Genomic DNA, 20,495 nt, shown 5'->3' on the forward strand with positions numbered 1-20,495 from the left:
GTGGCACCCGGACATGCGGGACGGCACGGCCGAGAACGCGTTGCATCGCCTGCGTCGACGTCAGCCCGTACGGCGCGTCGCGATCACACCGGCGCAGGGCCCGACGTCCACGCGCTCCAGAGCAGACCGAGAAGCAGACCCGAGAAGCACCACCGACATCAGGGAGAACGCGATGATCGACACCACCACCATGAACGACATCTTCGACGCGACGGTCATCGACCGCGACGGCGACAAGGTCGGCACCGTTAAGCAGGTCTACGTGGACCAGAACGACGGTCACCCGCTGTTCGCCAGCGTCTCGACGGGACTCTTCGGCACCTCCGAGTCCTTCGTCCCGCTGGAGAACGCGAACTACAGCAACGGCACGTTGACGGTCGGGTACGAGAAGGCCAAGATCAAGGACGCCCCGCGGGTGGACGCCGACGGCCAGCTCGGCATCGACGAGGAGAACACCCTGTTCTCGTACTACGGCATCACCGGCGGCACCGGCACGACGGACACCTACGCCGGCACCGACACCACCACGACCGGCACCGACACCACGGGCACGGTCGGCACCGGCACCACGGGCTTCGAGGGCGCCGGCCACGACACCTCCGGCCCCGACACCGACGACGCCATGACCCGTTCGGAGCAGCACCTCCAGGTCGGCACGCAGCAGGTCCAGACCGGCCGTGCGCGCCTCCGCAAGCACATCGTCACCGAGCAGCAGAACGTCACCGTCCCCGTCCAGCACGAGGAGGTCCGACTCGAGCGCGAGCCGATCACCGACGCGAACGTCGGCGCCGCGACCGACGGCCCGGAGCTCAGCGAGGAGGAGCACGAGGTGACCCTCAGCGAGGAGCGCGTCGTCGTCGACAAGGAGACCGTGCCGGTCGAGCGCGTCCGCCTCGGCAAGGACACCGTCACCGAGCAGCAGAACGTGACCGAGGACGTCGCGCACGAGGAGATCGAGCTCGAGGGCGACGGCGGCACCACCGGCACGACGGGCACCACGCGGAGCTGACTCCGCAGCACCGTCACCACGACGACGGCCCGCCACCCCTCGGTGGCGGGCCGTCGTCGTTCGTCGTGCAGGACGCGTCCGGACCGCACGGGACGTCGACCCCGAAGAGGGGCCTGCGCGGCACCTGGGAGGCGCCGGTACGGTCGCCGCATGGGGGAACTCCGTGACACCGCCGTCCCGTCCGAGCCCGCGGGAGCGGCGGCCCCGCCGTTCCGGTTCCGCCGCCCGCTCGGGTGGCCCGAACCGTCGGCGGAGTGGGTCGCCCTGCACCAACTGTGGGAGCCGCCGGAGGGCTGGTCCCCGGCACCGGGCCTCCCGGCCGCGCCACGCGGATGGCGCTTCTGGACGCGCGATCGCGCGGCGATGCTCGCGTTCCTCGGCCCGTCGTGGTCGACGGCCCGACGCGCCCTCACCGACGGCACGCCGACCACCGCGTTCGTCGGCGGCGTCGGCGGCGGGGATGCCGCGACGATCCGCGCGATCACCTGCGGCGGGGTCTGACCGGACGACCGGCGGATCAGCGCGCGTCGGTGCCAGGGACGCCAGCGCGTCCGGGCGCGGTGTGCTCGAGCTCGGGTGCCGGTTCCCCCAGCACCCACCGGGCCACGGCGTCACCCAGCAGCGGGCCCATCGTCAGTCCGGCCGCGCCGTACCCCGTCGCGACGACGACGCCCGGCGCACCCGGCAGCGCACCGACGACCGGCATGGTGTCGTCGGGCAGGGGCCGCAGCCCGACCCGCGTCTCGATGAGCGTCGCGTCCGCGAGTCCCGGCGCGACCGCCAGCGCGTCCTGCAGGACCTGGAGCTGCCCGGCCGCGGTGACGCGTGGGTCGAACCCGCTGCCGGTCTCCCGGGTCGCGCCGACGGCGACGCGCGAGTCGTCGAACGCCACGAGGTAGTGGTGCGACAACGGGTGGACGGAGGGCCAGGCGGACGTGTCGACGCCCTCGACGCGGAGGTGCGTGATCTGACCGCGCTGCGGTGCGACCGGGACGGCGACACCCGTGGATGCGAGGAGGTCCCGTGACCACGCGCCCGCGGCGACCACGACGACGTCCGCCGTCGTGTCCGCGCCGTCGACGTCGACCAGCGGCCGGCCCTGCACGACGCGCACCGACCGGACGTGGCCGCCCCGCCGCACCGCGCCGAGGCGCTCGGCCGCCAGGAGGAGCGCATCACGGAGCGTGCGGCCGTCCACGCGTCCGCCGCCCTCGATGAAGAGCGCGTCGAGTCCCGCGGCGAGCGGAGGGAAGCGTCGTCGAGCCTCGACGTTCGTGATGCGCTCCACCGCGCCGACGACCGACCCGGCGACGGCCGCCCGCGACCGGACCCGGGCCTCCGCGGCGTCCAGGAGGGCCGGGTCGGCGTTGACGACGAGCGCACCGCTCCGACGGTGGTCGGTCCGGGTCACGCCGACGCCGGCGAGCTGCGCGAGCAGGTCCGGGTAGAACGCGGCGCCCGCCGCGTAGAGGTCGAGGAACGGCCCGTCGACCGCGGACGACCAGGGCTGCAGGATCCCCGCACTCGCCGCGGTCGCCTGCCCGGTCGCGCCGTCGTCGACGACCGTCACGGCCACCCCACGGCGCGCCAGGGCGAACGCGGTGGCGGCGCCGGCGATCCCGGCTCCGATGACGAGGGCGGTGGCGGTGGTGTCGGAGCGGGGCACGGAGCGGCTTCCTGTCGGCGGGCGGGGGCGCGACGATGCTCTCACGAGCCGGCGACGAGGCAGCGCCGGTACCGGTACGCCGCGTGCGAGGGCGTGACGAGGTCACGATCGCGGAGGATCGTCATGCGCGGCCGCGACGCGGAACGGCAGGCGGCGGCGAACGTCGTGCGGAGCGCGTCGCTGTACTCGACGTCGATCACCCGTCCGCCGTACACGCGGGTGTACGCACGGCACTCGTCGTAGCGCACGCACTCCTCGGCGACGGCGAAGTCGAAGCCCGCGACGTCCCGCCCCCGCGTGCCGAGGCCCGGCGCGTTCTTCTGCCCCGCGGTGAGGCCGTCCCGGTGCGCCACGTCGACCAGGAGCGCGGCGGTGGCGAGGGCGTCAGCGCGGCTGAGGCGCCCGCGCGAGCGCGTCCACGAGTCGAGGTTGTCGAACTCGACGGCGTCGAACCCACGACGTGCACAGCGGTCCACGGTGCGGGACAGGACCCGGACGACGTCTCGACGGTGCGCCGCGGTCCCGGTGTCCAGGAGGACCTCGTCCGGCCACCCGGGATCGCTGACCGGTTTCCCCGATGCGGTCCGGAGGAGGTCCCTCGGGTGCTCGCGCCGCCACCACGCGGTGTCCTGGGGCTGGGTCTGGAACCCGTTGACGTAGCAGATCCCGTACGTGCCCGGTGCCGGATGCGCGGCGCTGTCCCGTTCGACGATCGTGACGCCGGCAGGCGGACGGTAGGCGCCGCCGAGCTGGTAGTCCGGGCGCCCGCGGGTCGGGAACGGCCGGACCGGCGGGGACGAACGCGTCGCGGTGGACGCGGGTGCCGCGACGGCGAGCCTCCCGACACCGAGCCCCCCGACACCGAGCCTCCCGATGGCGGCCGACGCGGGTCGGTCCGACGGCGCGGCGGACGCCACGGACGGGGCGACCACCCAGCCGGCCACGACGAGCACGGCGGCCATGCAGGCTCGCCCGAAGACGCGACGAGCGGTCACCCGCCGAGCACCGCCCAACCGGAGGCCGCCAGTCGGACGCGACCGTGGTCGACCTCGCCCGCCCCCGCCTCGACCGTGGTCGACCCGGCAGCGGGCAGCGACACCGCCTCGTCGCCGATGTTGAGCGCGGTGACGACCGCGTCCGTGCCGATCGCCGTCCGGAGCACGATCGCCGTGTTCTCGAGGTGCACGATGTCCGTGTGCGCGCGGTGCAGCCACGGGTGGCGACGCCGCACGGCGACGAGCGCCTGGTGCGTGCGGAACGCGTCCCGGCCCTCCGGATCGAGGTCGGCCGGAGCCGGTGGCACGGGTGGGAACGCCGGGCGCACGGCGTCGTCGCCGCCGACCCGGGCCTCCTTGACGCCGCCGAAGGCGTACTCGTCGCCCGCGTACACACTCGGCACGCCGGCCACCGTGAACAGGACCGCGAGGGCGTGCGGCAGGTGCCGCGGACCGACCGCGGAGGTGATGCGCGTCACGTCGTGGTTACCGACGAACGTGCTCGGGACGAACGTCGACAGGAGCGCGTCGTGCCGGCGGATCGCGTGTGCGAGCTCGTGGCAGTTGCCGTCCGCGATGCCGTGCCAGATGCCCTGCCACAGCTCGTACTGGGTGACCGAGTCCATGGTCGAGGCCCGCACGACGGCAGCGGCGTCACCGTGGATCACCTCACCCGAGAACCAAGCGTCCGGGTGCCGCTCTCGCACGCGGGGCAACACCGCCGCCCAGAACGCGGGCGGCACGGCGTACGCGGCGTCGAGGCGCCAGCCGTCCACGCCGCGGTCGAGCCAGTGGGTCATGACGTCGACGACCAGGTCGACGGTCGCCGAGGAGCCGTGGTCGAGGGCGACGAGTTGGTCGTGTCCCTCGAACACGTCCGCGTCGACGCGGTCACCGGGACGCCACCCGTCCCAGCGCACGCGGAACAGTCCGGCGGTCGGGGCCGCGGGTCCGTCCTCCTCGAGCGCTCGGAACGCCGGATGCGCGCGCCCCACGTGGTTGAACACCCCGTCGAGCAGCACCCGGACGCCGCGGTCGTGCGCCGTGGCGACGAGACGGAGGAGGTCGTCCTCGTCCCCGAGCCGCGGGTCCACCCGGAAGTGGTCGAGCGTGTCGTAGCCGTGCGTCGACGACGCGAACACCGGTCCCAGCGCGATGCCGTTCAGCCCGAGGTCGACGACGTGGTCGAGCCACGCCTCGAGTCGGCCGAGCCGGTGCTCGACCGGGCGTTCCCGTGCCGACGGCGCGGGGGCCTCCGGCGGACGGATGTCGGCACCGACGAACCCCAGCGGGTACACGTGCCACCAGAGGGCGTGCTCCACCCAGGACGTCATCGACCACCTCCGGTTCGTCGGCCTGGTCGACCCTACCGATCCGCGCTGGGGGCCACGCGGTCAGGAGCCGGACCAGCCGGGTGCGACGAGGCCCGTCTCGTAGGCGAACACGACGAGCTGCGCCCGGTCCCGTGCGCCGAGCTTCACCATCGCCCGGCTCACGTGTGACTTCGTCGTCGCAGGGCTGATGAACAGGCGTTGTGCGATCTCGCTGTTCGACAGTCCCCCGGCGACCCAGCGCATGACCTCGCGCTCCCGGTCGGTCAACCGGTCGAGTGCAGGGGTCAGTTCCGCCGGGGTGGCGTGCGTGGCGAAGGCGGCGACGAGGGACCGGGTCGCCCCCGGCGAGAGCAACGAGTCACCCGCGACCACCGTCCGGATCGCGCGGAGGAGCTCGGCCGGCTCGGTGTCCTTGACCAGGAACCCGGCCGCTCCGCCTCGGATCGCCTCGAACACGAAGGCGTCCTCCTCGAAGGTCGTGAGGACCACGACGCGCACGTCACGGAGCGCCGGGTCGGCACCGATGCGCCGCGTCGCCACGAGTCCGTCGACGCGGGGCATGCGGATGTCCATGAGCACGACGTCGGGGTGGTGTTCCACGGCGGCACGCACGGCGTCCTCGCCGTCGGCGGCCTCGGCGACGACGGTCATGTCGGGCTCGGACTCGACGAGCGCCCGCAGTCCGCCGCGGACGAGTGCCTGGTCGTCCGCGATCACCAACCGGAGCGGTGCCGCCTCGCTGGCGTCATCCACGGTGTGCCTCCTGTCCTCGCTCGAGGGCAGCGGTCCGTCGGTCCGAGATGTCCGTGCCCGTGCCCGTGGTCGTGGTCGTGGTCGTGGTCGTGGTCGTGGTCGTGGTCGTGCCGGTGGTCGGGAGCCGCGCGTGCACCCGCCACCCGCCACCGGTGACCGGGCCGGCTTCGAGCACGCCCCCGACCGCCGCCACCCGCTCCCGCATGCCGATGATGCCGTTGCCCGACGGACCGAGGCCGGCCTGGGCGCGGTCGAGGGTGTCCTGCGGGGCGTCCACCGAGGCCGACGCGGAGGACGCGGCTGACGCGGCCGGGTCCGGCTGTGCAGCAGGGCCCCTCCGCAAGCGCGCGTCGGGCAGGTCCTCCACGGTGACGTCGAGGACTTCCGCAGACGTGCCGACGACCACCGCGACACGATTCCACGGCGCGTGCTTCATGACGTTCGTCACCGACTCCTGCACGATACGGAACGCCGTCCGATCCACGATGCGGTCGACGGCGCCGAGGTCGCCGTCGACGTCGAGCGTGACGTCGAGTCCGGCCGCCTCTGCGCGCAGGACGAGATCCCGGAGTCGATCGAGGCCGGGCACCGGGGACCGTTCGGGCACCACGACGCCCCCGTCCCCGGTCGCCGCACCCGCGCCGCCGCTGTTCGTTCCCGCGTCGGGATCGTCCACCCTCCGGAGGACCCCGAGCACCGCGCGGAGCTCCACGAGGGCCTCGTGGCTGGCGTCGCGGATGCTCGTCAACGCGGCCCGGGTCGGGTCCGGCAGGTCGGCGCCGAGGTGCAGCGCCACCCCGGCTTGCAGGTTGATCAGCGACATGTTGTGCGCCACCGAGTCGTGCAGCTCGCGAGCGATGCGGACGCGTTCGTCCTCGGCGCGCCGCCGGACCGCTTCCGCGCGTGCGCGGCGGGCCTCGGCCGCCCGGAGCACGCGGACGCGAGCGAGCTCGCTGAGCGCGATCGTGAGCCCACTCCACGCGAGCATGACGGTGGCCGTCCCCCAGGGCAGGACGGACGAACGCCCGGTCGCGAGGTCCACCCACGGGAGCGCGAACGCGCCGATCGCCACCGCCGCGGCCGCGGAACGGCGACGACCCGACAGCCACGCGTTCACCGCCGCCATGGTGAGGGCCGCCACGAAGGGACCCCGCGGGCTCACGAGGACCGCGTAGCCGAGGGTCGTCGCCAGCGTCACGCCGAGGACGACGACCGGCCAACGCCACCGGAACGGCAGGACGACCACCGCAGCGACGAGCATCGCGATCGCGAGCGGACCGGGTGCCGCCACGACGGCCTCCCCCGCTCCCGGCCCCCACGGCGGTCCCGGATGAGCGGGCACGGTGCCGGGCGAAGGCCCGGTCCAGCGCGACAGGACGAGGGTGCCGACGAGTTGCAGTGCCGCGACCGGGAGCACCCTGCCGACGCGCGCGAACCGCCGCCGCCCGGTCTCGGTGGGTCTCCTCATGCCCGGAAGCCTAGGTGCCGACCGGGCCGCCGTCGTCCGCCCGGGGAGGTGTCCGTGGACTCCTCCCTCCGGCGTGATGCGTGTGGAGGAACGACCTCGGGTACTGCCGTCGGGAGCACGTCCAGGAGCGTCCCCCGAGCGGACGACAGGACGACCGCGGAGCAGGAGCCTGGACCGGTCGCACCAGCGACGCCCAGCCACCGACCGAGGAGGTCACCATGACACCCGCACTCACCACCGCACTCGCCGCCGCACCGTCCTGGCACGGCGGCCCACCCGTGGCCCCGTTCGCCGTGTTCCCCGTCGTGTTCCTCGCGACCCTCGTCGTGCTCGCCCTCGTGTTCGGGGTCCTCCGCCGCGGGCCGTGGCGCGCTCGCTCCGACGCCCGGGCCGTCCTCGCGGACCGGTTCGCGCGCGGCGAGATCGACGCGACGGAGTACCGGGCGCGGTCGTCCGAGCTCGACCGACGTTGACGCCGCGGCACCGTGACGCACGCCGCGGTCGCCGCCGGTCCCGGGACTACGTCCCGTCTCCGCCCGCGGCGGCCGCGTCGGACACGACGCCCTGCGCCTGCTCGAGCAGCCCGGTCGCGAGGTCGTTCAGCACGAGGTACAGCCCGGCCCGGTGCTCGGCGTCGACGGCCCGCATGACCCCCTCGTAGCGGCGCCGGATCTGCGCGACGACGGCCTGACCCGCGGGTTCGAGCGTCAGCAGGGACCCGCGCCGGTCGGCCGGGTTCGGGATCCGCTTGATGAACCCGCCCGCCACGAGTCGGTCGAGCATGCTCGTGACCGCACCGGAGGTCAGCTCGAGGAACCCGGCGACCTCGGTCGGCGTGGACCGGGCCGTGTCGTCGATGAGCACGAGCGCCCGCAGCGCGTTCTCGTGCACGCCCGCGAGGAGGCTCAGCTGCCGCATGAGGGCGGCGTTCGCCCGCTGTACGGAGGCGAACGCCGCGATGAGGTCGGACACGTCCTCGTCCGCTGTTCCCACCCGTCACCCCCCTGCTCCCGCCCGGAGGTACGCACGCTACACCGAGTCCAGGTCGCCCTCGGCGCGACCCGCGAGCGCCGCGGTTGCCGGACGACGCCCCCGATCGAGGGGGACGACGGCCGCGCCTGGCAACGACGAAGCCCCGGACCTGCGGCTGATGCCGGGAGGTCCGGGGCTGGTGGTGCGCCCCCTGGGACTTGAACCCAGAACCCACTGATTAAGAGTCAGTTGCTCTGCCAATTGAGCTAGAGGCGCGTGCCGTCGCGGCTCGCCGCAACGGAGAACAACAATAGCATGGGTCTCGGCCGCCACGGACCACGGGGCGCCGCCACCACGTCGCGCAAGGAGCACAGGATGACCGAACGTCTCGCCGCCGGGGCCGACGCCCCCGACTTCACCCTGCCGGACGAGCACGGCACGCCGACGAGCCTGCGCGACCTGCGGGGCCGCAAGGTCATCGTGTACTTCTACCCGGCCGCGTCGACGCCCGGATGCACGACCGAGGCCTGCGACTTCCGCGACAACATGAACTCCCTGCAGGGCGCCGGCTACACGGTGCTCGGCATCAGCAAGGACGACCTCCCCGCGCTGCAGCGGTTCAAGGACGAGCAGGCCCTGACCTTCCCGCTCCTGAGCGACCCGGACCTGACGGTCCACCGCGCGTACGGCGCGTACGGCGAGAGGAACCTCTACGGCAAGGTCACGACGGGCACGATCCGCTCGACGATCGTCGTCGACGAGGACGGCCGCGTGCAGCTACCGCTCTACAACGTGAAGGCGACGGGGCACGTGGCCGCGCTGCGGAAGAAGCTCGGCCTGGACTGAGTCCCTGCCCTCAGCGCTCGAGGTCGCGGCGGGCGAGCACCGCCGTCGTCGCCGGTGCGAAGACGAGCACCAGGGCGAGCAGCGCTGGCAGGAGCAGCACCCACCCGATCGCCGGGACCCGGAACACGCCCTGGAACGCACCGACGGCGAGGGCGATCTGGAGGAACTGCCAGACGACGACCCCGCTCCGCACCCAGGAGCGGGCGCGGGCCAGTCCGAGCACCATCGCTCCCAGCCAGATCGCGGCGACGGCGGCGAGGACGATGAGCGCCAGACCGTTCACGACCGAGTCCGGCGGGGCGACCACGAGGTCGACGACGAGCACCACCGTGAGCACCGCCACGGCGAGGAACTCGAGCCCCACGACGACCGCGAGACCGAGCACGGTCGGCGTCCGGAATGCCGCGCGATCAGGTGATTCCCGATCAGCGGCACCCTCGGGGCGCTCCGGGCGTGGGGCATCCGACACAGCGTTCCTCCAGCTCTCGACCCTTGATTTGGCCATATCAGTATGGAACGATGTTCGAGGTCGATGGAACGCCACGATGACGTGTGCGCCTCCCGCAGAGTCTTTCTCTCCCCCACAGAGAATCCCCCCGCAGTGCTGCAGCCCAGCTGGCCCACGCCTGCACTTGATTCGCCACGGCCGTTCGTCGTGCGATTCGAAGCTATTTAAGGAGCATCAACACATGGATTGGCGTGACAAGGCCGCCTGCCTCACCGCGGACCCCGAGCTCTTCTTCCCGGTCGGGAACACCGGCCCGGCCGTCGACCAGATCGAGAAGGCGAAGTCGGTGTGCGCTCGGTGCACCGTCACCGAGACCTGTCTGCAGTACGCGCTCGAGACCTCGCAGGACTCGGGCGTCTGGGGCGGTCTGAGCGAGGACGAGCGTCGCGCGCTCAAGCGCCGCGCTGCCCGCGCACGTCGCGCCTCCTGACCGAGCGCACCCGTTCCGACGCCGACGGCGCCCGGTCCCCCAGGGGACCGGGCGCCGTCGTCGTTCCACCCCACGTCGTCCTGCCGCGCCCGTCGTCCCTCGACTCGGACCCCGCGCGATCCCGAGGCCGAAGCCCTACGACTGCTCCGACCACCGGAAGGGGATGCCGATGGTGACCTCGGTACCGCTGCCGACCAAGGTGTGCCAGTCGATCGTGCCGCCGAGTTCGCCCTGGATCAGGGTCCGCACGATCTGCGTGCCGAGTCCCGCACCGACCTTGCCCTCGGGGAGTCCGCGCCCGTTGTCGCGCACCTGCACCTCGAGGTGGTCCTCGAACCGGTCGGCCACGATCTCGACCTCGCCGTCACGGCCGTCGAGCCCGTGCTCCACCGCGTTCGTCACGAGTTCCGTGAGGCCGAGCGCCAACGGCGTCGCCGCTTCGCTCGGGAGCACACCGAACTCGCCCGTCTTCTTGGGGCGCACGGTCGTGTTGTGACTCGCCGCGACCTCGGTCACGAGCATGAGCACGCGGTCGAACACGTCGTCGAAGTCCACGTTCTGACTGAGACCGGTCGAGAGCGTGTCGTGGACGACCGCGATGGCGGCGACCCGACGCATCGCCTGCTGCAGGGCCTCCCGGGCCTCCTCCGAATGCGTGCGACGCGCCTGGATGCGGAGGAGCGACGCGACCGTCTGCAGGTTGTTCTTGACGCGGTGGTGGATCTCGCGGATCGTCGCGTCCTTCGTGATGAGCTCGCGCTCCTGGTGCCGCTGCTCGGTGACGTCACGGCAGAGCACGATCGCCCCGATGCGCTCCCCGTGGTCGCGCAGGGGGATCGCGCGGAGCGTCACGGTCACGCCCTTCGCCTCGATGTCGGTGCGCCACGGAGCGCGACCGGTCACGACGAGCGGCAGGGACTCGTCCACGACGAGTTGATTCCCGAGCAGCCCGGTCGTCACCTCGGCCAGGGAGAGCCCTTCGAGCTCGCCCTCGAAGCCCATCCGGTTGAAGGCACTGAGGCCGTTCGGGCTCGCGAAGGTGACGACGCCCCCGACGTCGAGTCGCAGGAGTCCGTCGGAGGCACGAGGAGCGCCCCGACGCGGACCGGTCGGTGCGCCGATGTCCGGGAAGTCCCCCGTGGCGATCATGCCGAACAGGTCGTTCGCGCTCGAGTTGAACGTCAGCTCCTGGCGGCTCGGCGTGCGCTGCTCGTTGACGTTCGAGTGGCGTGTGACGACGGCGATGGGCGCCTCCGTCGTCTGGGCGCTCGTGGCGGACAACCGACGCAGGACCGGGATCGCGCGCACGCGGGTCGGGGTGTCCTCGTACCAGTCGGGCTCCGCCGAGTCGACGATCTCGCTGCGTTCGAAGCACTGGGTGATCTGGTCGCGCCACTCGTCCCGCACGCCCTGCCCGACGACGTCGCGGTAGAACAGCGTCGCGGCGGACGACGGCCGCGCGTGCGCGACGGCCACGAACGAGCCGTCCTCCGCGGGCACCCACACCACGATGTCGGCGAACGACAGGTCGGCGAGGAGCTGACCGTCGCCCACGAGCAGGTGGAGCCACTCGACGTCCGCGTCGGTGGACCGGCCTTGGGCGAGAACGAGGTCACTGAGGGTCGACACGGAGCAAGTCTAAGTGGCCGCCTCCGGTCCTCCCCGCGACCGTCCCCACCTCGGTCCGGGGATTAAATGTCACATTCCAACGGTCAGTAGCCTGAGGGCGTGGCCGGGGAGGCCGCACCACCGCACCACGAGGGGGCTCATGGACGACCGTGCCGCACAGCGCACCGACGACGGACCGGAGGGACGGGGCACGCGCCGTCAGGGGCGGCACGCCCTGACCGAGCACGGAGCGCAGCCGGCTCCTCCGCTGCCCACGGCGCTCGACGGCGCGGTCCTCCGCCCCACGCCTCCCGGGCACGAGCCGGATCGCTCTGCCGAGCACGCGCCGCGGCGCACCGCCGGGCCGCGCCGGCTCCGCCGCGCCGACGCCGCACCGCAGCCCCCTCGCGCAGCGCTGCCGGACCCCACCCCCGTCGCGCGGGACCTCGCCCGCTGTGTCGTCGAGATCCTCGCCGGCGCCCGTGAACTCGACCAGATCGCGCGGTGGGTGACGGACGACGTGCACCGACACCTCCAGGTCCGCGTCCGGTTGGCGGCCCGCGCGCGGTCGGTACGCCGGACGGCGCCGCGCCGGCCCGTCTTCTCGATCGGTTCGGTGATCGTCCGCGAACCGAGCGACGGTGTCGCCGAGGCCACCGTCATCGTGCATGCACGGGCACGAACTCGTGCGGTCGCGATCCGCCTGGAGGGCCGCGACGGCCGATGGCGCGCGACCGCGGTCAGCGTCCTCTGACCACCGGCGCGGACCGCACCGGAGCGCAGGGCTGACCGGCGCGGACCGCACCGGAGCGCAGGGCTCACCGGCGACGGGTGCGGGAACGCCGAACGGCGACGGCCCGAGGAGGACCGCCGCCGTTCCGGGAACGCTCCCGGTCAGCTCTTCTTGGCCTGCGCCCGACGGTCCGCCCGGTTCGTCGGCGCCGTGTCGCGCTGCCCGAAGGCACCGCGCTGGCCGGACGCCGTCGCCGCAGCACCGAACGACGACCCCCGCTCGGGACCCGGGACCTGCTCGGCCTCGGCGACGGCCTGCTGCCGCTGCGCGAGTGCGGTCGCGGCCTGCTCGAGGCGACCGCTCTGGTCACGGACCTCGACCTCGCCGTCGATCGACGGTGCCGAGTACTCCAGCCCGGCGGCCTCCGAGTCCTCGCCGAGGCCCTTGGCGTCGATGACGGCCGTCTCGCCGTCACGCTGCACCTGGACCTCGAGGTTGAACAGGAACCCGATGGACTCCTCGCGGATCTGGCCCATCATGCTCTGGAACAGGGCGTAGCCCTCGCGCTGGTACTCGACGAGGGGGTCGCGCTGAGCCATCGCGCGGAGACCGATGCCGTCCTTGAGGTAGTCCATCTCGTAGAGGTGGTCGCGCCAGCGTCGGTCGATCACCGACAGGACGACGCGGCGCTCGAGTTCGCGCATGGCCTCGTCGCCGAGGGCCTCCTCGCGCTTCTGGTACGCGAGCTTGGCGTCCGACAGGATCTCGCGGCCGAGGAAGTCGCGCGATGCCTTGCCCCGCGATCCGGCCTCGGTGATGACCTCGTCGATGGTGATCGACACGGGGTAGAGCGTCCCGAGCTCGGTCCACATCGCATCGAGGTCCCAGTCGTCCGGGGAGCCCTCGCCCGTATGCGAGTCGATGATCTCGTTGACCACGCTCTCGAGGAACTGCTGCGACCGGTCGTGCAGGTCGTCGCCCTCGAGGATGCGGCGCCGGTCGTCGTAGATGGCCTCGCGCTGGCGGTTCAGGACGTCGTCGTACTTCAGCACGTTCTTGCGGATCTCGGCGTTCCGGGCCTCGACCTGGGCCTGCGCGGAGCGGATCGCACGACCGACGAGCTTGTTCTCGATCGCGAGGTCGTCCGGGACGTTCGAGCGGCCCATGAGGCTCTCGGCCGCGCCGGAGTTGAACAACCGCATGAGGTCGTCGGTGAGGGACAGGTAGAAGCGGCTCTCGCCGGGGTCGCCCTGTCGACCGGAGCGACCACGCAGCTGGTTGTCGATGCGCCGGGACTCGTGTCGCTCCGTGCCGAGCACGTACAGCCCACCGGCGTCGCGGACCTTCTCGGCCTCGACCTCGACCTCGGCCTTGACGCGGGCGAACACGTCGTCCCACGCGGCCTCGTACTCATCCGGGGTCTCGGTCGGGGACAACCCCTTCGCGTGCATCTCGGCGACGGCGAGGAACTCCGCGTTGCCGCCGAGCATGATGTCCGTACCGCGGCCGGCCATGTTCGTGGCGACCGTGACCGCACCGAGACGACCCGCCTGGGCGACGATCGCGGCCTCGCGCGCGTGGTTCTTCGCGTTGAGCACCTCGTGCTTCACGCCGCGCTTGGCGAGGAGCTTGGACAGGTACTCGCTCTTCTCGACGCTCGTCGTGCCGACGAGGACGGGCTGGCCGTTCTCGTGCCGCTGCTCGATGTCGGCGGCGACCTGTTCGAACTTCGCGGGCTCGTTCTTGTACACGAGGTCCGTCTGGTCGTTGCGCTGCATCGGCCTGTTCGTCGGGATCGGGACGACGCCGAGCTTGTACGTCGACATGAACTCCGCCGCCTCGGTCTCGGCGGTACCGGTCATGCCGGAGAGCTTCTTGTACAGGCGGAAGTAGTTCTGCAGCGTGATGGTGGCGAGGGTCTGGTTCTCCGCCTTGACCTCGACGCCCTCCTTCGCCTCGATCGCCTGGTGGATGCCCTCGTTGTACCGGCGGCCCATGAGGATGCGACCGGTGTGCTCGTCGACGATGAGCACCTCGCCGTTCATGACGACGTAGTCCTTGTCGCGCTTGAACAGGGCGTCGGCCTTGATCGCGTTGTTGAGGAACGAGATGAGCGGGGTGTTGGCCGACTCGTACAGGTTGTCGATGCCGAGGTAGTCCTCGACCTTCTCGATCCCGGGCTCGAGCACGCCGACCGTGCGCTTCTTCTCGTCGACCTCGTAGTCGACGCCGGGACGCAGGCGCGTGGCGATCGTGGCGAACTCGGTGAACCAGCGGTTGGCCTCGCCCGAGGACGGTCCGGAGATGATGAGCGGCGTGCGGGCCTCGTCGATGAGGATCGAGTCGACCTCGTCGACGATGGCGAAGAAGTGCCCGCGCTGCACCATGTCCGACGCCTGCCACGCCATGTTGTCGCGCAGGTAGTCGAAGCCGAACTCGTTGTTCGTGCCGTACGTGATGTCGGCGGCGTACTGCTCGCGACGCTCGGCGGGCTCCTGCCCCGCGAGGATGCAGCCGGTGGTCATGCCGAGCGCGCGGAACACGCGGCCCATGAGCTCGGACTGGTAGCTCGCGAGGAAGTCGTTGACGGTGATGACGTGCACGCCGCGCGAGGCGATGGCGTTGAGGTACGCGGCCGTCGTCGCGACGAGCGTCTTGCCCTCACCGGTCTTCATCTCGGCGATGTTCCCGAGGTGCAGCGCGGCACCGCCCATGAGCTGGACGTCGAAGTGACGGAGCCCGAGCGTGCGCTTCGACGCCTCACGCACCGCGGCGAACGCCTCGGGCAGCAGGTCGTCCAGGGACTCGCCGTTCGCGTACCGCTCGCGCAGCTCACGCGTCTCGTCGCGCAGTTCCTCGTCGCTGAGGGTGGCGAAGTCGTCCTCGAGGTCGTTGATCGCCTCGGCGTAGGCCTTGAGGCGTCGGAGCGTGCGCCCTTCGCCGATGCGGAGGACCTTCTCCAGCACGTTGGTCAATCGAGACTCCTCATGGTGTCGTCTGGCGCTGATCGCTCGGGGCCTCCGGACGGCCGGTCGCGCGCGCCTGATCAGCCAGCCATGCTAGCAACCTCCGCGCCCGCACACCTGGGCAGCGGGCGCTGCCGGAGCCGATGGGTGCGCCCGTTCGCTCGGGGCGGACACGAGGGCCCCGACCGCACCGTGTGGTGCCGAGCGGGGCCCTCGTGGTCGTGCGCGGAGGTCAGACGGTCACGCCAGCGCGTTCGACCGTCGCGGCCTCTTGCTGGACGGGTGCGGCGTCGTCCAGGGCGATGACGCCGTAGTCCCAGCCCTTGCGGCGGTACACGACGCTGGGGCGTTCCGTCTCGGCGTCGATGAAGAGGTAGAAGTCGTGGCCGACGAGCTCCATGTAGTACAGCGCGTCGTCGACGGTCATCGGGGACGACGCGAAGACCTTCGTGCGGATGACGACGGGGTTGTAGGCGTCCTCGTCCGCCGCCTGGGCCTCGTCCGTCACGACGGGCAGGCTGCCGGTCGCGACCGTCTCGATGAGCGTGCCGTCGGCGGGCACGACGTCCATCGTGGCGAACCCGTCACCCGCCGCCTCGGCGACCGAGGTCGGGCGGTGACGGCCCCGGTGGACCTTCTTGCGGTCCTTCGCACGCCGCAACCGTTCGGCGATGCGGGCGAACGCCAGGTCGAACGCCGCGTACTTGTCGGACGCGGTCGACTCGGCGCGGATGAGCGGCCCGGGACCGATGAGGGTGAGCTCGACGCGGTCGTCGCCGCTCGCCCCGCTGCTCTTCTCGTGGTGTCGACTGACCCGGACCTCGAAGGCCACGGCACGATCGGCGAGCGCGTCGATCTTCGCGGACTTCTCCTCGGCGTAGGCGCGGAAACGGTCGGTGATCCCGACGTTCCGTCCCGTGATCGAGATGTCCATGGCGGCTCCCATCCAGACTCGGCGCGTCGCCTCCTCGTGGCGACTCCAGACGCCTTTCGAGCGAGCGTAGACCCGGGTGCACGCGACGATTCAGGGTCCGGTCCCAGCCTCCGACGGGGAGGACGGCTCCACGCTCGCCGTCGCCACGCACCGCACCACGCGGCCGCCCGCGGCGCGGACCGCCCGGATGGCCTCGGCCATGGTCACCCCGGTCGTCACGACGTCGTCGACGAGCACGACGGCGCGGTCGCGCACGTCCACCGCGCGGAGGGTGCCGACCGTCGCGGTCACCCGGTCCACCGCCGACAGCGACTTCTGGCCGCCGTCGCGCCGGCCGCGGGCCCGCGGGTCCGGCACCCGTCGGAGCACGCGAGCGGTCCGGAACCCACCGCGACGGAGCAGGACGACGACCGGGTCGAATCCCCGCCGCCGACGTCCCGCCCGCGAGGACGGCACCCGGACCACGACCGCGTCGGGCGCCTCGGCGAGCGCCCCCCGGAGTGCCCGCACGGTGGGGCGGGCCAGCGGTCCGACGACGTCGAGCCGTCCGTGCACCTTGAACGCGAGCACGAGGGCCCGGGCCGTCCCCCGGTAGGTGAACGGGGCGTCGAGCCGGACGCCGGCCACGAGCCGGACGCACGACGGGGTCGCGGCGAGGTCCTCGAGACACGCGTGGCACACCGGGCGGTCGTCACGCCCGCACACGACGCACGACACCGGCAGCAGCACGCCGAGCGCCTCGATCGCCGCGTCCCGCCACCGGTCGGCTTCCCGCTCCCCCATGCCTCGATCGTCGCGCCGCGGCCGCGTGACTCGGCGCCGGATCCATCAGTCGGTGGACGGCGGTCCGGACGGGAGCGCCGGGGGAGGACGGGCCTCCCGGCCTACCGCTGCGTGCCGAGGACGGCCGCCGTCACGCCGCTGTCGTCCCAGCCACCGCCGCTCTCGGCGAGCACACGGCCGTCGGTCATGCGCAGGAGCAGCGAGTCGGACGCACCGCCGACGATCGTCGTCGCCGAACCGGACGGGCGGTTGAGCGTCGTCGAACGCCCGCCGATGGTCGACGACGTCACGGTCGAGCCGGTCGCGGTGGAGCCGAGCGACGCCACCTCGAGGTCGCTCTGCCACGTCGCGTCGACCGGGGTGCCCGCGGCGACCGGCACCCGGACGGGTGCGCCGAGCGCGGTCGGCTGCTTCTGCGAGTTCCGGAGCACGCCCATGACGTACAGGGCGGCGCCCTCGTCGGTGTCGATGAGCGCGAGCGCCCGGGTGGCGTCCCGCGACACGCGGAACGCGACGAGTCGGCCGTCGGGCAGGCTCGACGAGATCGGGTGTGGATCGCCCTCGAGCCCGTACGCGACGACCGACCGGGGGTCCGCCGCCTGGGCCGACCACACGAAGCCCTCGTCGTCGATGGACGGCGCGACGAGACCGCTCCGCGTGTCCACCTGCACGGGAGCGCTCGACCCGGACCGGACGGCGTCCACGCCGTCCGCCGTGCCGACCGCGGCGGAGGTGCCCGCCGCCGTCACCTCGAGTGACGCCGGGTCGAGGCCGCGGATCTTGTCCGCGATGCCGGCGAGTTGGTCGACGGCTCCCGCGGCTGCGTTGCCGACGGCGTTCTTCGCGACGACGAGCGGCCGGGCGTCGACGTCGGGGTCGCGTTCGGCGTTCGTGCCCGTCGAGTCGGGCACGTCGAGGCTCGTGCCCTCGACCGTGATCGTCACGGACGAGATGCTCGCGACCGACGCCAGGCTCGCGGTGAGCTGCTCGCGCATCCGGACCTTCTCGACCGTGGTCGCTTTCAGCGCGTCACTCGTCAGGTCGACCTGGGCGGACCCGCTCTCGATCGTCACGGCGTTGAGGGACAGCTGCGTGCCCTCGGGGAACGCCGTGACGACCGCTCCCTTGAGCCACTCGCTCGGCCCGGCGAGCAGCGCGCTCGCGATCCGCGTGCTCGTCGACGACCGGGCGAGGAACCACCGTTCCTCGGGCACGAGGTAGTGGTACGTCGGGTCGTAGAAGTACAGGGCGTGCGCCTGGAACACCGACTCGAAGCTGACGGGCGACAGGATGATCCCGCCGGGCGCGTAGCTGATCCGCCACTGCCCGCGTTCCTTGCGGAACTGGAACGTCAGCGTCGACGTCGCGTCGCTGTCGGCCTGCGTGTACTCGCCGTCGGCGTCCACCGTGGCCGACACCGTCATCGTGTACGAGAGCCGACGGTCCCCGGTGCGCGCGACGGTGCCGCTCCCCTGGCGGACGGTCACACTCTGCCGCGGGTTCCACCGCTGCGCGAACCCCGTCGTCAGGAACTCCCGTGCCACCGCGTAGTTGTCCTGGGCACCGGTGGCCGCGTCGATGAACTGCCGGAGGACGGTCTCCTGGTCCGAGCCCTTGACCGGCCCGTTCGGGCGGTAGTCGACGCCGGACGGCGCCTGGTCCTCGACGCGGCCGCCCTTCTGCACGGCACCGCCGGTCGGGATCGCGGCGCAGGCGGTGAGCACGACGAGCACGAGCGTCGCGACGAGCGCGGTGAGGACGCGCCGGGTCACCGCTGCGGCCCTCCGTCACCGTCGGTAGGGACGGCCGGGAGGCGCGGCTCGTCCTCCAGGTCGTCGAGCGCGGGCAACGGGATCACCGACCGCGTCACCGCGTCGCCGGCGCGGCGCGGGAGCGTCAGCACGAACACCGATCCGACCGTCGGCCGCGACCAGACGTCGATCCGCCCGCCGTGCAGGTGTGCGTCCTCGAGGCTGATCGCGAGCCCCAGGCCGGTCCCGCCGATGGTCCGCTGTCGGCTCGGATCGGCCCGCCAGAACCGGTCGAACACGCGCTCGACGTCCTGCGGGGGCATCCCGACGCCCTGGTCGCGCACGGCGATCGCGACCGTGTCGGCGTCGCTGTCGACCACGACCTGCACCGGCTTGGCCTCGCCGTGCTCGATCGCGTTCCCCACGAGGTTGCGGAGCACGCGCCGGATCCGTCGTCCGTCGGCCTGCACGACGACGTGGCCGCCCGGTGTGGCGACCTGCAGCTCGACTCCGGCCGACTCGGCGAGCGGCCGGAACTCGTCGACGATGTCGGTCGCGAGCGCCGCCGGCACGACCGGCTCCGTCTCGAGCTGCACCGCCTGGGCGTCGTACCGCGAGATCTCGAGCAGGTCCGCCAGCAGCAACTCGAACCGGTCGATCTGGGTGTGCAGGAGCTCGCTCGACCGGGCCACCGCTGGTTCGAACGCGTGTCGGGCGTCGAACAGGACGTCGCCCGCGAGCCGGATGGTCGTCAGGGGCGTGCGGAGCTCGTGGGACACGTCCGACACGAACCGCTGCTGCACGCGGGACAGCTCGGCGAGCTGGGTGATCTGCCGGCTCATCACGTCGGCCATGCCGTTGAAGCTCGTGGCGAGGATCGCGATGTCGTCCTCGCCCCGCACGGGGATGCGTTCGTCGAGTCGACCGGCGGCGATCTTGCGGCTCGTCTCGGCCGCGACGCGCACCGGGCCGACGACGAGGCGGACGACGAGCGACGTGACGAGCGCGATGAGCACGACGAGCGCCACGCCGCCGACGGACAGCGTCTGCGACACGAAGTCCAGCGTCTTCTGCGCGTCGCTGAGGTCGTAGACGAGGTACAGCTCGTACTGCCCGGCGCTCGGGATCTGGAGCGTCGACCCGACCGCGAGCCCCGGTTCCCGTCGTCCGCCGTCCTCGAGCGCGACCGCCTGCAGCCGGAGCGCACCGGAGTCCTTCGCGACGGCCTTCCGCAACTCGGGCGTGATCACCGAGTCCGGGAAGTCGGGGCTCGCGATGTTCTGCAGCGTCTGCGTGGTGGACTGCCCCGGGGTGCGGAGGATGGCGATGCTCGTGCCGCCGGGGCTCGTCGTGGTGGTCAGGATCGAGGTCTGCGCCTCGTTCTGCAGCGTCTCGAGCTCGACCTGGTTGTTGTCCTCGGCGGCGGTGGCGGCGTCGAAGATGTTCTGCGCGAGGACGGTCGCGCGTTCCGACTCGGCCTCGATCTGGTCCCGCCGCTGGGCGTAGACGTTGTTCGTGATGCTCAGGGTGATCGCGGTGCCGATGACGCTGACCGCGAGCCCGGTCGTCAGGACCGTGATGGCGACCGCGCGGAACAACAGGGACCGTCGCCAGAGGAACGCGACGGCGCGCCACCCCCGCCGGATCCATCGCCGGGTGCGCCGCCACACCTGCCGGACGGTGACCGCCCCGGGGGACGCGACGGATGTCGGCGTCGCGCGGGCCGCGAGCCTGGCCAA

19 protein-coding genes and 1 tRNA gene are annotated in these 20,495 nt (G+C 72.4%); 6 read left to right on the forward strand and 14 right to left on the reverse strand.

Annotated features, from left to right (window positions below):
- The first annotated feature begins 172 nt into the window (after nt 1-172).
- Entirely contained in the window at nt 173-1,009 is an 837-nt protein-coding gene (locus DEI94_RS10060; protein WP_111026170.1) for a DUF2382 domain-containing protein, read from the forward strand.
- A gap of 150 nt (nt 1,010-1,159) precedes the next feature.
- A complete protein-coding gene (locus DEI94_RS10065) occupies nt 1,160-1,510 on the forward strand; it encodes a hypothetical protein (RefSeq protein WP_111026171.1) in 351 nt (116 codons plus the stop codon).
- Between the two features lie 16 nt (nt 1,511-1,526).
- Here the strand turns inward: DEI94_RS10065 and DEI94_RS10070 are convergent, their stop codons facing one another.
- The 5 genes from DEI94_RS10070 to DEI94_RS10090 are packed head-to-tail and all read right to left on the reverse strand — an operon-like array spanning nt 1,527 to nt 7,225.
- Entirely contained in the window at nt 1,527-2,675 is a 1,149-nt protein-coding gene (locus tag DEI94_RS10070; RefSeq protein WP_111026172.1) for an NAD(P)/FAD-dependent oxidoreductase, read from the reverse strand.
- 41 nt (nt 2,676-2,716) lie between these two features.
- Entirely contained in the window at nt 2,717-3,637 is a 921-nt protein-coding gene (locus DEI94_RS10075) for an endo alpha-1,4 polygalactosaminidase (RefSeq protein ID WP_111026173.1), read from the reverse strand.
- Nucleotides 3,638-3,666: 29 nt separating this feature from the next.
- Nucleotides 3,667-5,004 (reverse strand): alpha-amylase family protein, encoded by a 1,338-nt coding sequence (locus DEI94_RS10080; protein WP_111026174.1) that lies wholly within the window; start codon nt 5,002-5,004, stop codon nt 3,667-3,669.
- A 60-nt stretch (nt 5,005-5,064) separates the two neighbouring features.
- A complete protein-coding gene (locus DEI94_RS10085; RefSeq protein ID WP_258372023.1) occupies nt 5,065-5,757 on the reverse strand; it encodes a response regulator in 693 nt (230 codons plus the stop codon).
- Entirely contained in the window at nt 5,750-7,225 is a 1,476-nt protein-coding gene (locus DEI94_RS10090) for a sensor histidine kinase (protein WP_111026175.1), read from the reverse strand. The genes DEI94_RS10085 and DEI94_RS10090 overlap by 8 nt, the downstream gene beginning before the upstream one ends.
- Nucleotides 7,226-7,443: 218 nt before the next feature.
- On the opposite strand from DEI94_RS10090, the gene DEI94_RS10095 reads away from it, so the two are divergent.
- Nucleotides 7,444-7,698 carry an SHOCT domain-containing protein gene (locus tag DEI94_RS10095; RefSeq protein ID WP_220037850.1) on the forward strand — a complete coding sequence of 85 codons (255 nt, stop codon included), beginning with the start codon at nt 7,444-7,446 and terminating at the stop codon, nt 7,696-7,698.
- Nucleotides 7,699-7,744: 46 nt separating this feature from the next.
- Here DEI94_RS10095 and DEI94_RS10100 read toward each other — a convergent pair whose 3' ends face one another.
- Both DEI94_RS10100 and DEI94_RS10105 read right to left on the reverse strand, forming a co-directional pair.
- On the reverse strand, nt 7,745-8,197 hold the full coding sequence (locus DEI94_RS10100) for a MarR family winged helix-turn-helix transcriptional regulator (RefSeq protein WP_111026176.1): 453 nt from the start codon (nt 8,195-8,197) through the stop codon (nt 7,745-7,747).
- 200 nt (nt 8,198-8,397) lie between these two features.
- Nucleotides 8,398-8,473 (reverse strand) — tRNA-Lys (locus DEI94_RS10105).
- A gap of 99 nt (nt 8,474-8,572) precedes the next feature.
- Here DEI94_RS10105 and bcp point away from each other — a divergent pair.
- Entirely contained in the window at nt 8,573-9,043 is a 471-nt protein-coding gene (gene bcp / locus DEI94_RS10110) for a thioredoxin-dependent thiol peroxidase (RefSeq protein WP_111026177.1), read from the forward strand.
- Nucleotides 9,044-9,053: 10 nt separating this feature from the next.
- Here bcp and DEI94_RS10115 read toward each other — a convergent pair whose 3' ends face one another.
- Nucleotides 9,054-9,428 (reverse strand): hypothetical protein, encoded by a 375-nt coding sequence (locus tag DEI94_RS10115; RefSeq protein WP_111009564.1) that lies wholly within the window; start codon nt 9,426-9,428, stop codon nt 9,054-9,056.
- 304 nt (nt 9,429-9,732) lie between these two features.
- Between DEI94_RS10115 and DEI94_RS10120 the strand changes: the two genes are divergently transcribed.
- Nucleotides 9,733-9,981, forward strand: coding sequence for a WhiB family transcriptional regulator (locus DEI94_RS10120; protein WP_066515941.1), 249 nt, complete (start codon nt 9,733-9,735; stop codon nt 9,979-9,981).
- Nucleotides 9,982-10,116: 135 nt separating this feature from the next.
- Here the strand turns inward: DEI94_RS10120 and DEI94_RS10125 are convergent, their stop codons facing one another.
- Nucleotides 10,117-11,610, reverse strand: coding sequence for a sensor histidine kinase (locus DEI94_RS10125; RefSeq protein ID WP_111009563.1), 1,494 nt, complete (start codon nt 11,608-11,610; stop codon nt 10,117-10,119).
- Nucleotides 11,611-11,749: 139 nt separating this feature from the next.
- Between DEI94_RS10125 and DEI94_RS10130 the strand changes: the two genes are divergently transcribed.
- Entirely contained in the window at nt 11,750-12,343 is a 594-nt protein-coding gene (locus DEI94_RS10130; RefSeq protein ID WP_220037849.1) for an Rv3235 family protein, read from the forward strand.
- A 140-nt stretch (nt 12,344-12,483) separates the two neighbouring features.
- On the opposite strand, the gene secA is transcribed toward DEI94_RS10130, so the two are convergent.
- The 5 genes from secA to mtrB form a co-directional block, all read right to left on the reverse strand.
- Nucleotides 12,484-15,297, reverse strand: a complete 2,814-nt coding sequence (secA, locus tag DEI94_RS10135; RefSeq protein ID WP_111009562.1) for a preprotein translocase subunit SecA — start codon at nt 15,295-15,297, stop codon at nt 12,484-12,486.
- 223 nt (nt 15,298-15,520) lie between these two features.
- On the reverse strand, nt 15,521-16,222 hold the full coding sequence (gene hpf, locus DEI94_RS10140; protein ID WP_111009561.1) for a ribosome hibernation-promoting factor, HPF/YfiA family: 702 nt from the start codon (nt 16,220-16,222) through the stop codon (nt 15,521-15,523).
- A gap of 90 nt (nt 16,223-16,312) precedes the next feature.
- Complete coding sequence (locus tag DEI94_RS10145; protein WP_111013448.1) at nt 16,313-17,005, reverse strand: ComF family protein; 693 nt, start codon at nt 17,003-17,005, stop codon at nt 16,313-16,315.
- Between the two features lie 101 nt (nt 17,006-17,106).
- Nucleotides 17,107-18,777 carry an LpqB family beta-propeller domain-containing protein gene (locus DEI94_RS10150; RefSeq protein WP_111026178.1) on the reverse strand — a complete coding sequence of 557 codons (1,671 nt, stop codon included), beginning with the start codon at nt 18,775-18,777 and terminating at the stop codon, nt 17,107-17,109.
- Nucleotides 18,774-20,495 (reverse strand): MtrAB system histidine kinase MtrB, encoded by a 1,722-nt coding sequence (gene mtrB, locus DEI94_RS10155; RefSeq protein WP_258377967.1) that lies wholly within the window; start codon nt 20,493-20,495, stop codon nt 18,774-18,776. Before mtrB ends, DEI94_RS10150 begins: the two co-directional genes overlap by 4 nt.

The sequence above is a fragment of the Curtobacterium sp. MCBD17_040 genome (assembly GCF_003234805.2).
Lineage (GTDB): Bacteria > Actinomycetota > Actinomycetes > Actinomycetales > Microbacteriaceae > Curtobacterium.

What these genes read in the sequence shown, in the direction of transcription:
- DEI94_RS10060 (WP_111026170.1), top strand. Translation starts at nt 173, where the DNA reads ATGATCGACACCACCACCATGAACGACATCTTCGACGCGACGGTCATC.
- DEI94_RS10065 (WP_111026171.1), top strand. Translation starts at nt 1,160, where the DNA reads ATGGGGGAACTCCGTGACACCGCCGTCCCGTCCGAGCCCGCGGGAGCG.
- DEI94_RS10075 (WP_111026173.1), bottom strand. Translation starts at nt 3,637, where the DNA reads ATGGCCGCCGTGCTCGTCGTGGCCGGCTGGGTGGTCGCCCCGTCCGTG.
- DEI94_RS10080 (WP_111026174.1), bottom strand. Translation starts at nt 5,004, where the DNA reads ATGACGTCCTGGGTGGAGCACGCCCTCTGGTGGCACGTGTACCCGCTG.
- DEI94_RS10090 (WP_111026175.1), bottom strand. Translation starts at nt 7,225, where the DNA reads ATGAGGAGACCCACCGAGACCGGGCGGCGGCGGTTCGCGCGCGTCGGC.
- DEI94_RS10095 (WP_220037850.1), top strand. Translation starts at nt 7,444, where the DNA reads ATGACACCCGCACTCACCACCGCACTCGCCGCCGCACCGTCCTGGCAC.
- bcp (WP_111026177.1), top strand. Translation starts at nt 8,573, where the DNA reads ATGACCGAACGTCTCGCCGCCGGGGCCGACGCCCCCGACTTCACCCTG.
- DEI94_RS10120 (WP_066515941.1), top strand. Translation starts at nt 9,733, where the DNA reads ATGGATTGGCGTGACAAGGCCGCCTGCCTCACCGCGGACCCCGAGCTC.
- DEI94_RS10130 (WP_220037849.1), top strand. Translation starts at nt 11,750, where the DNA reads ATGGACGACCGTGCCGCACAGCGCACCGACGACGGACCGGAGGGACGG.
- hpf (WP_111009561.1), bottom strand. Translation starts at nt 16,222, where the DNA reads ATGGACATCTCGATCACGGGACGGAACGTCGGGATCACCGACCGTTTC.
- DEI94_RS10145 (WP_111013448.1), bottom strand. Translation starts at nt 17,005, where the DNA reads ATGGGGGAGCGGGAAGCCGACCGGTGGCGGGACGCGGCGATCGAGGCG.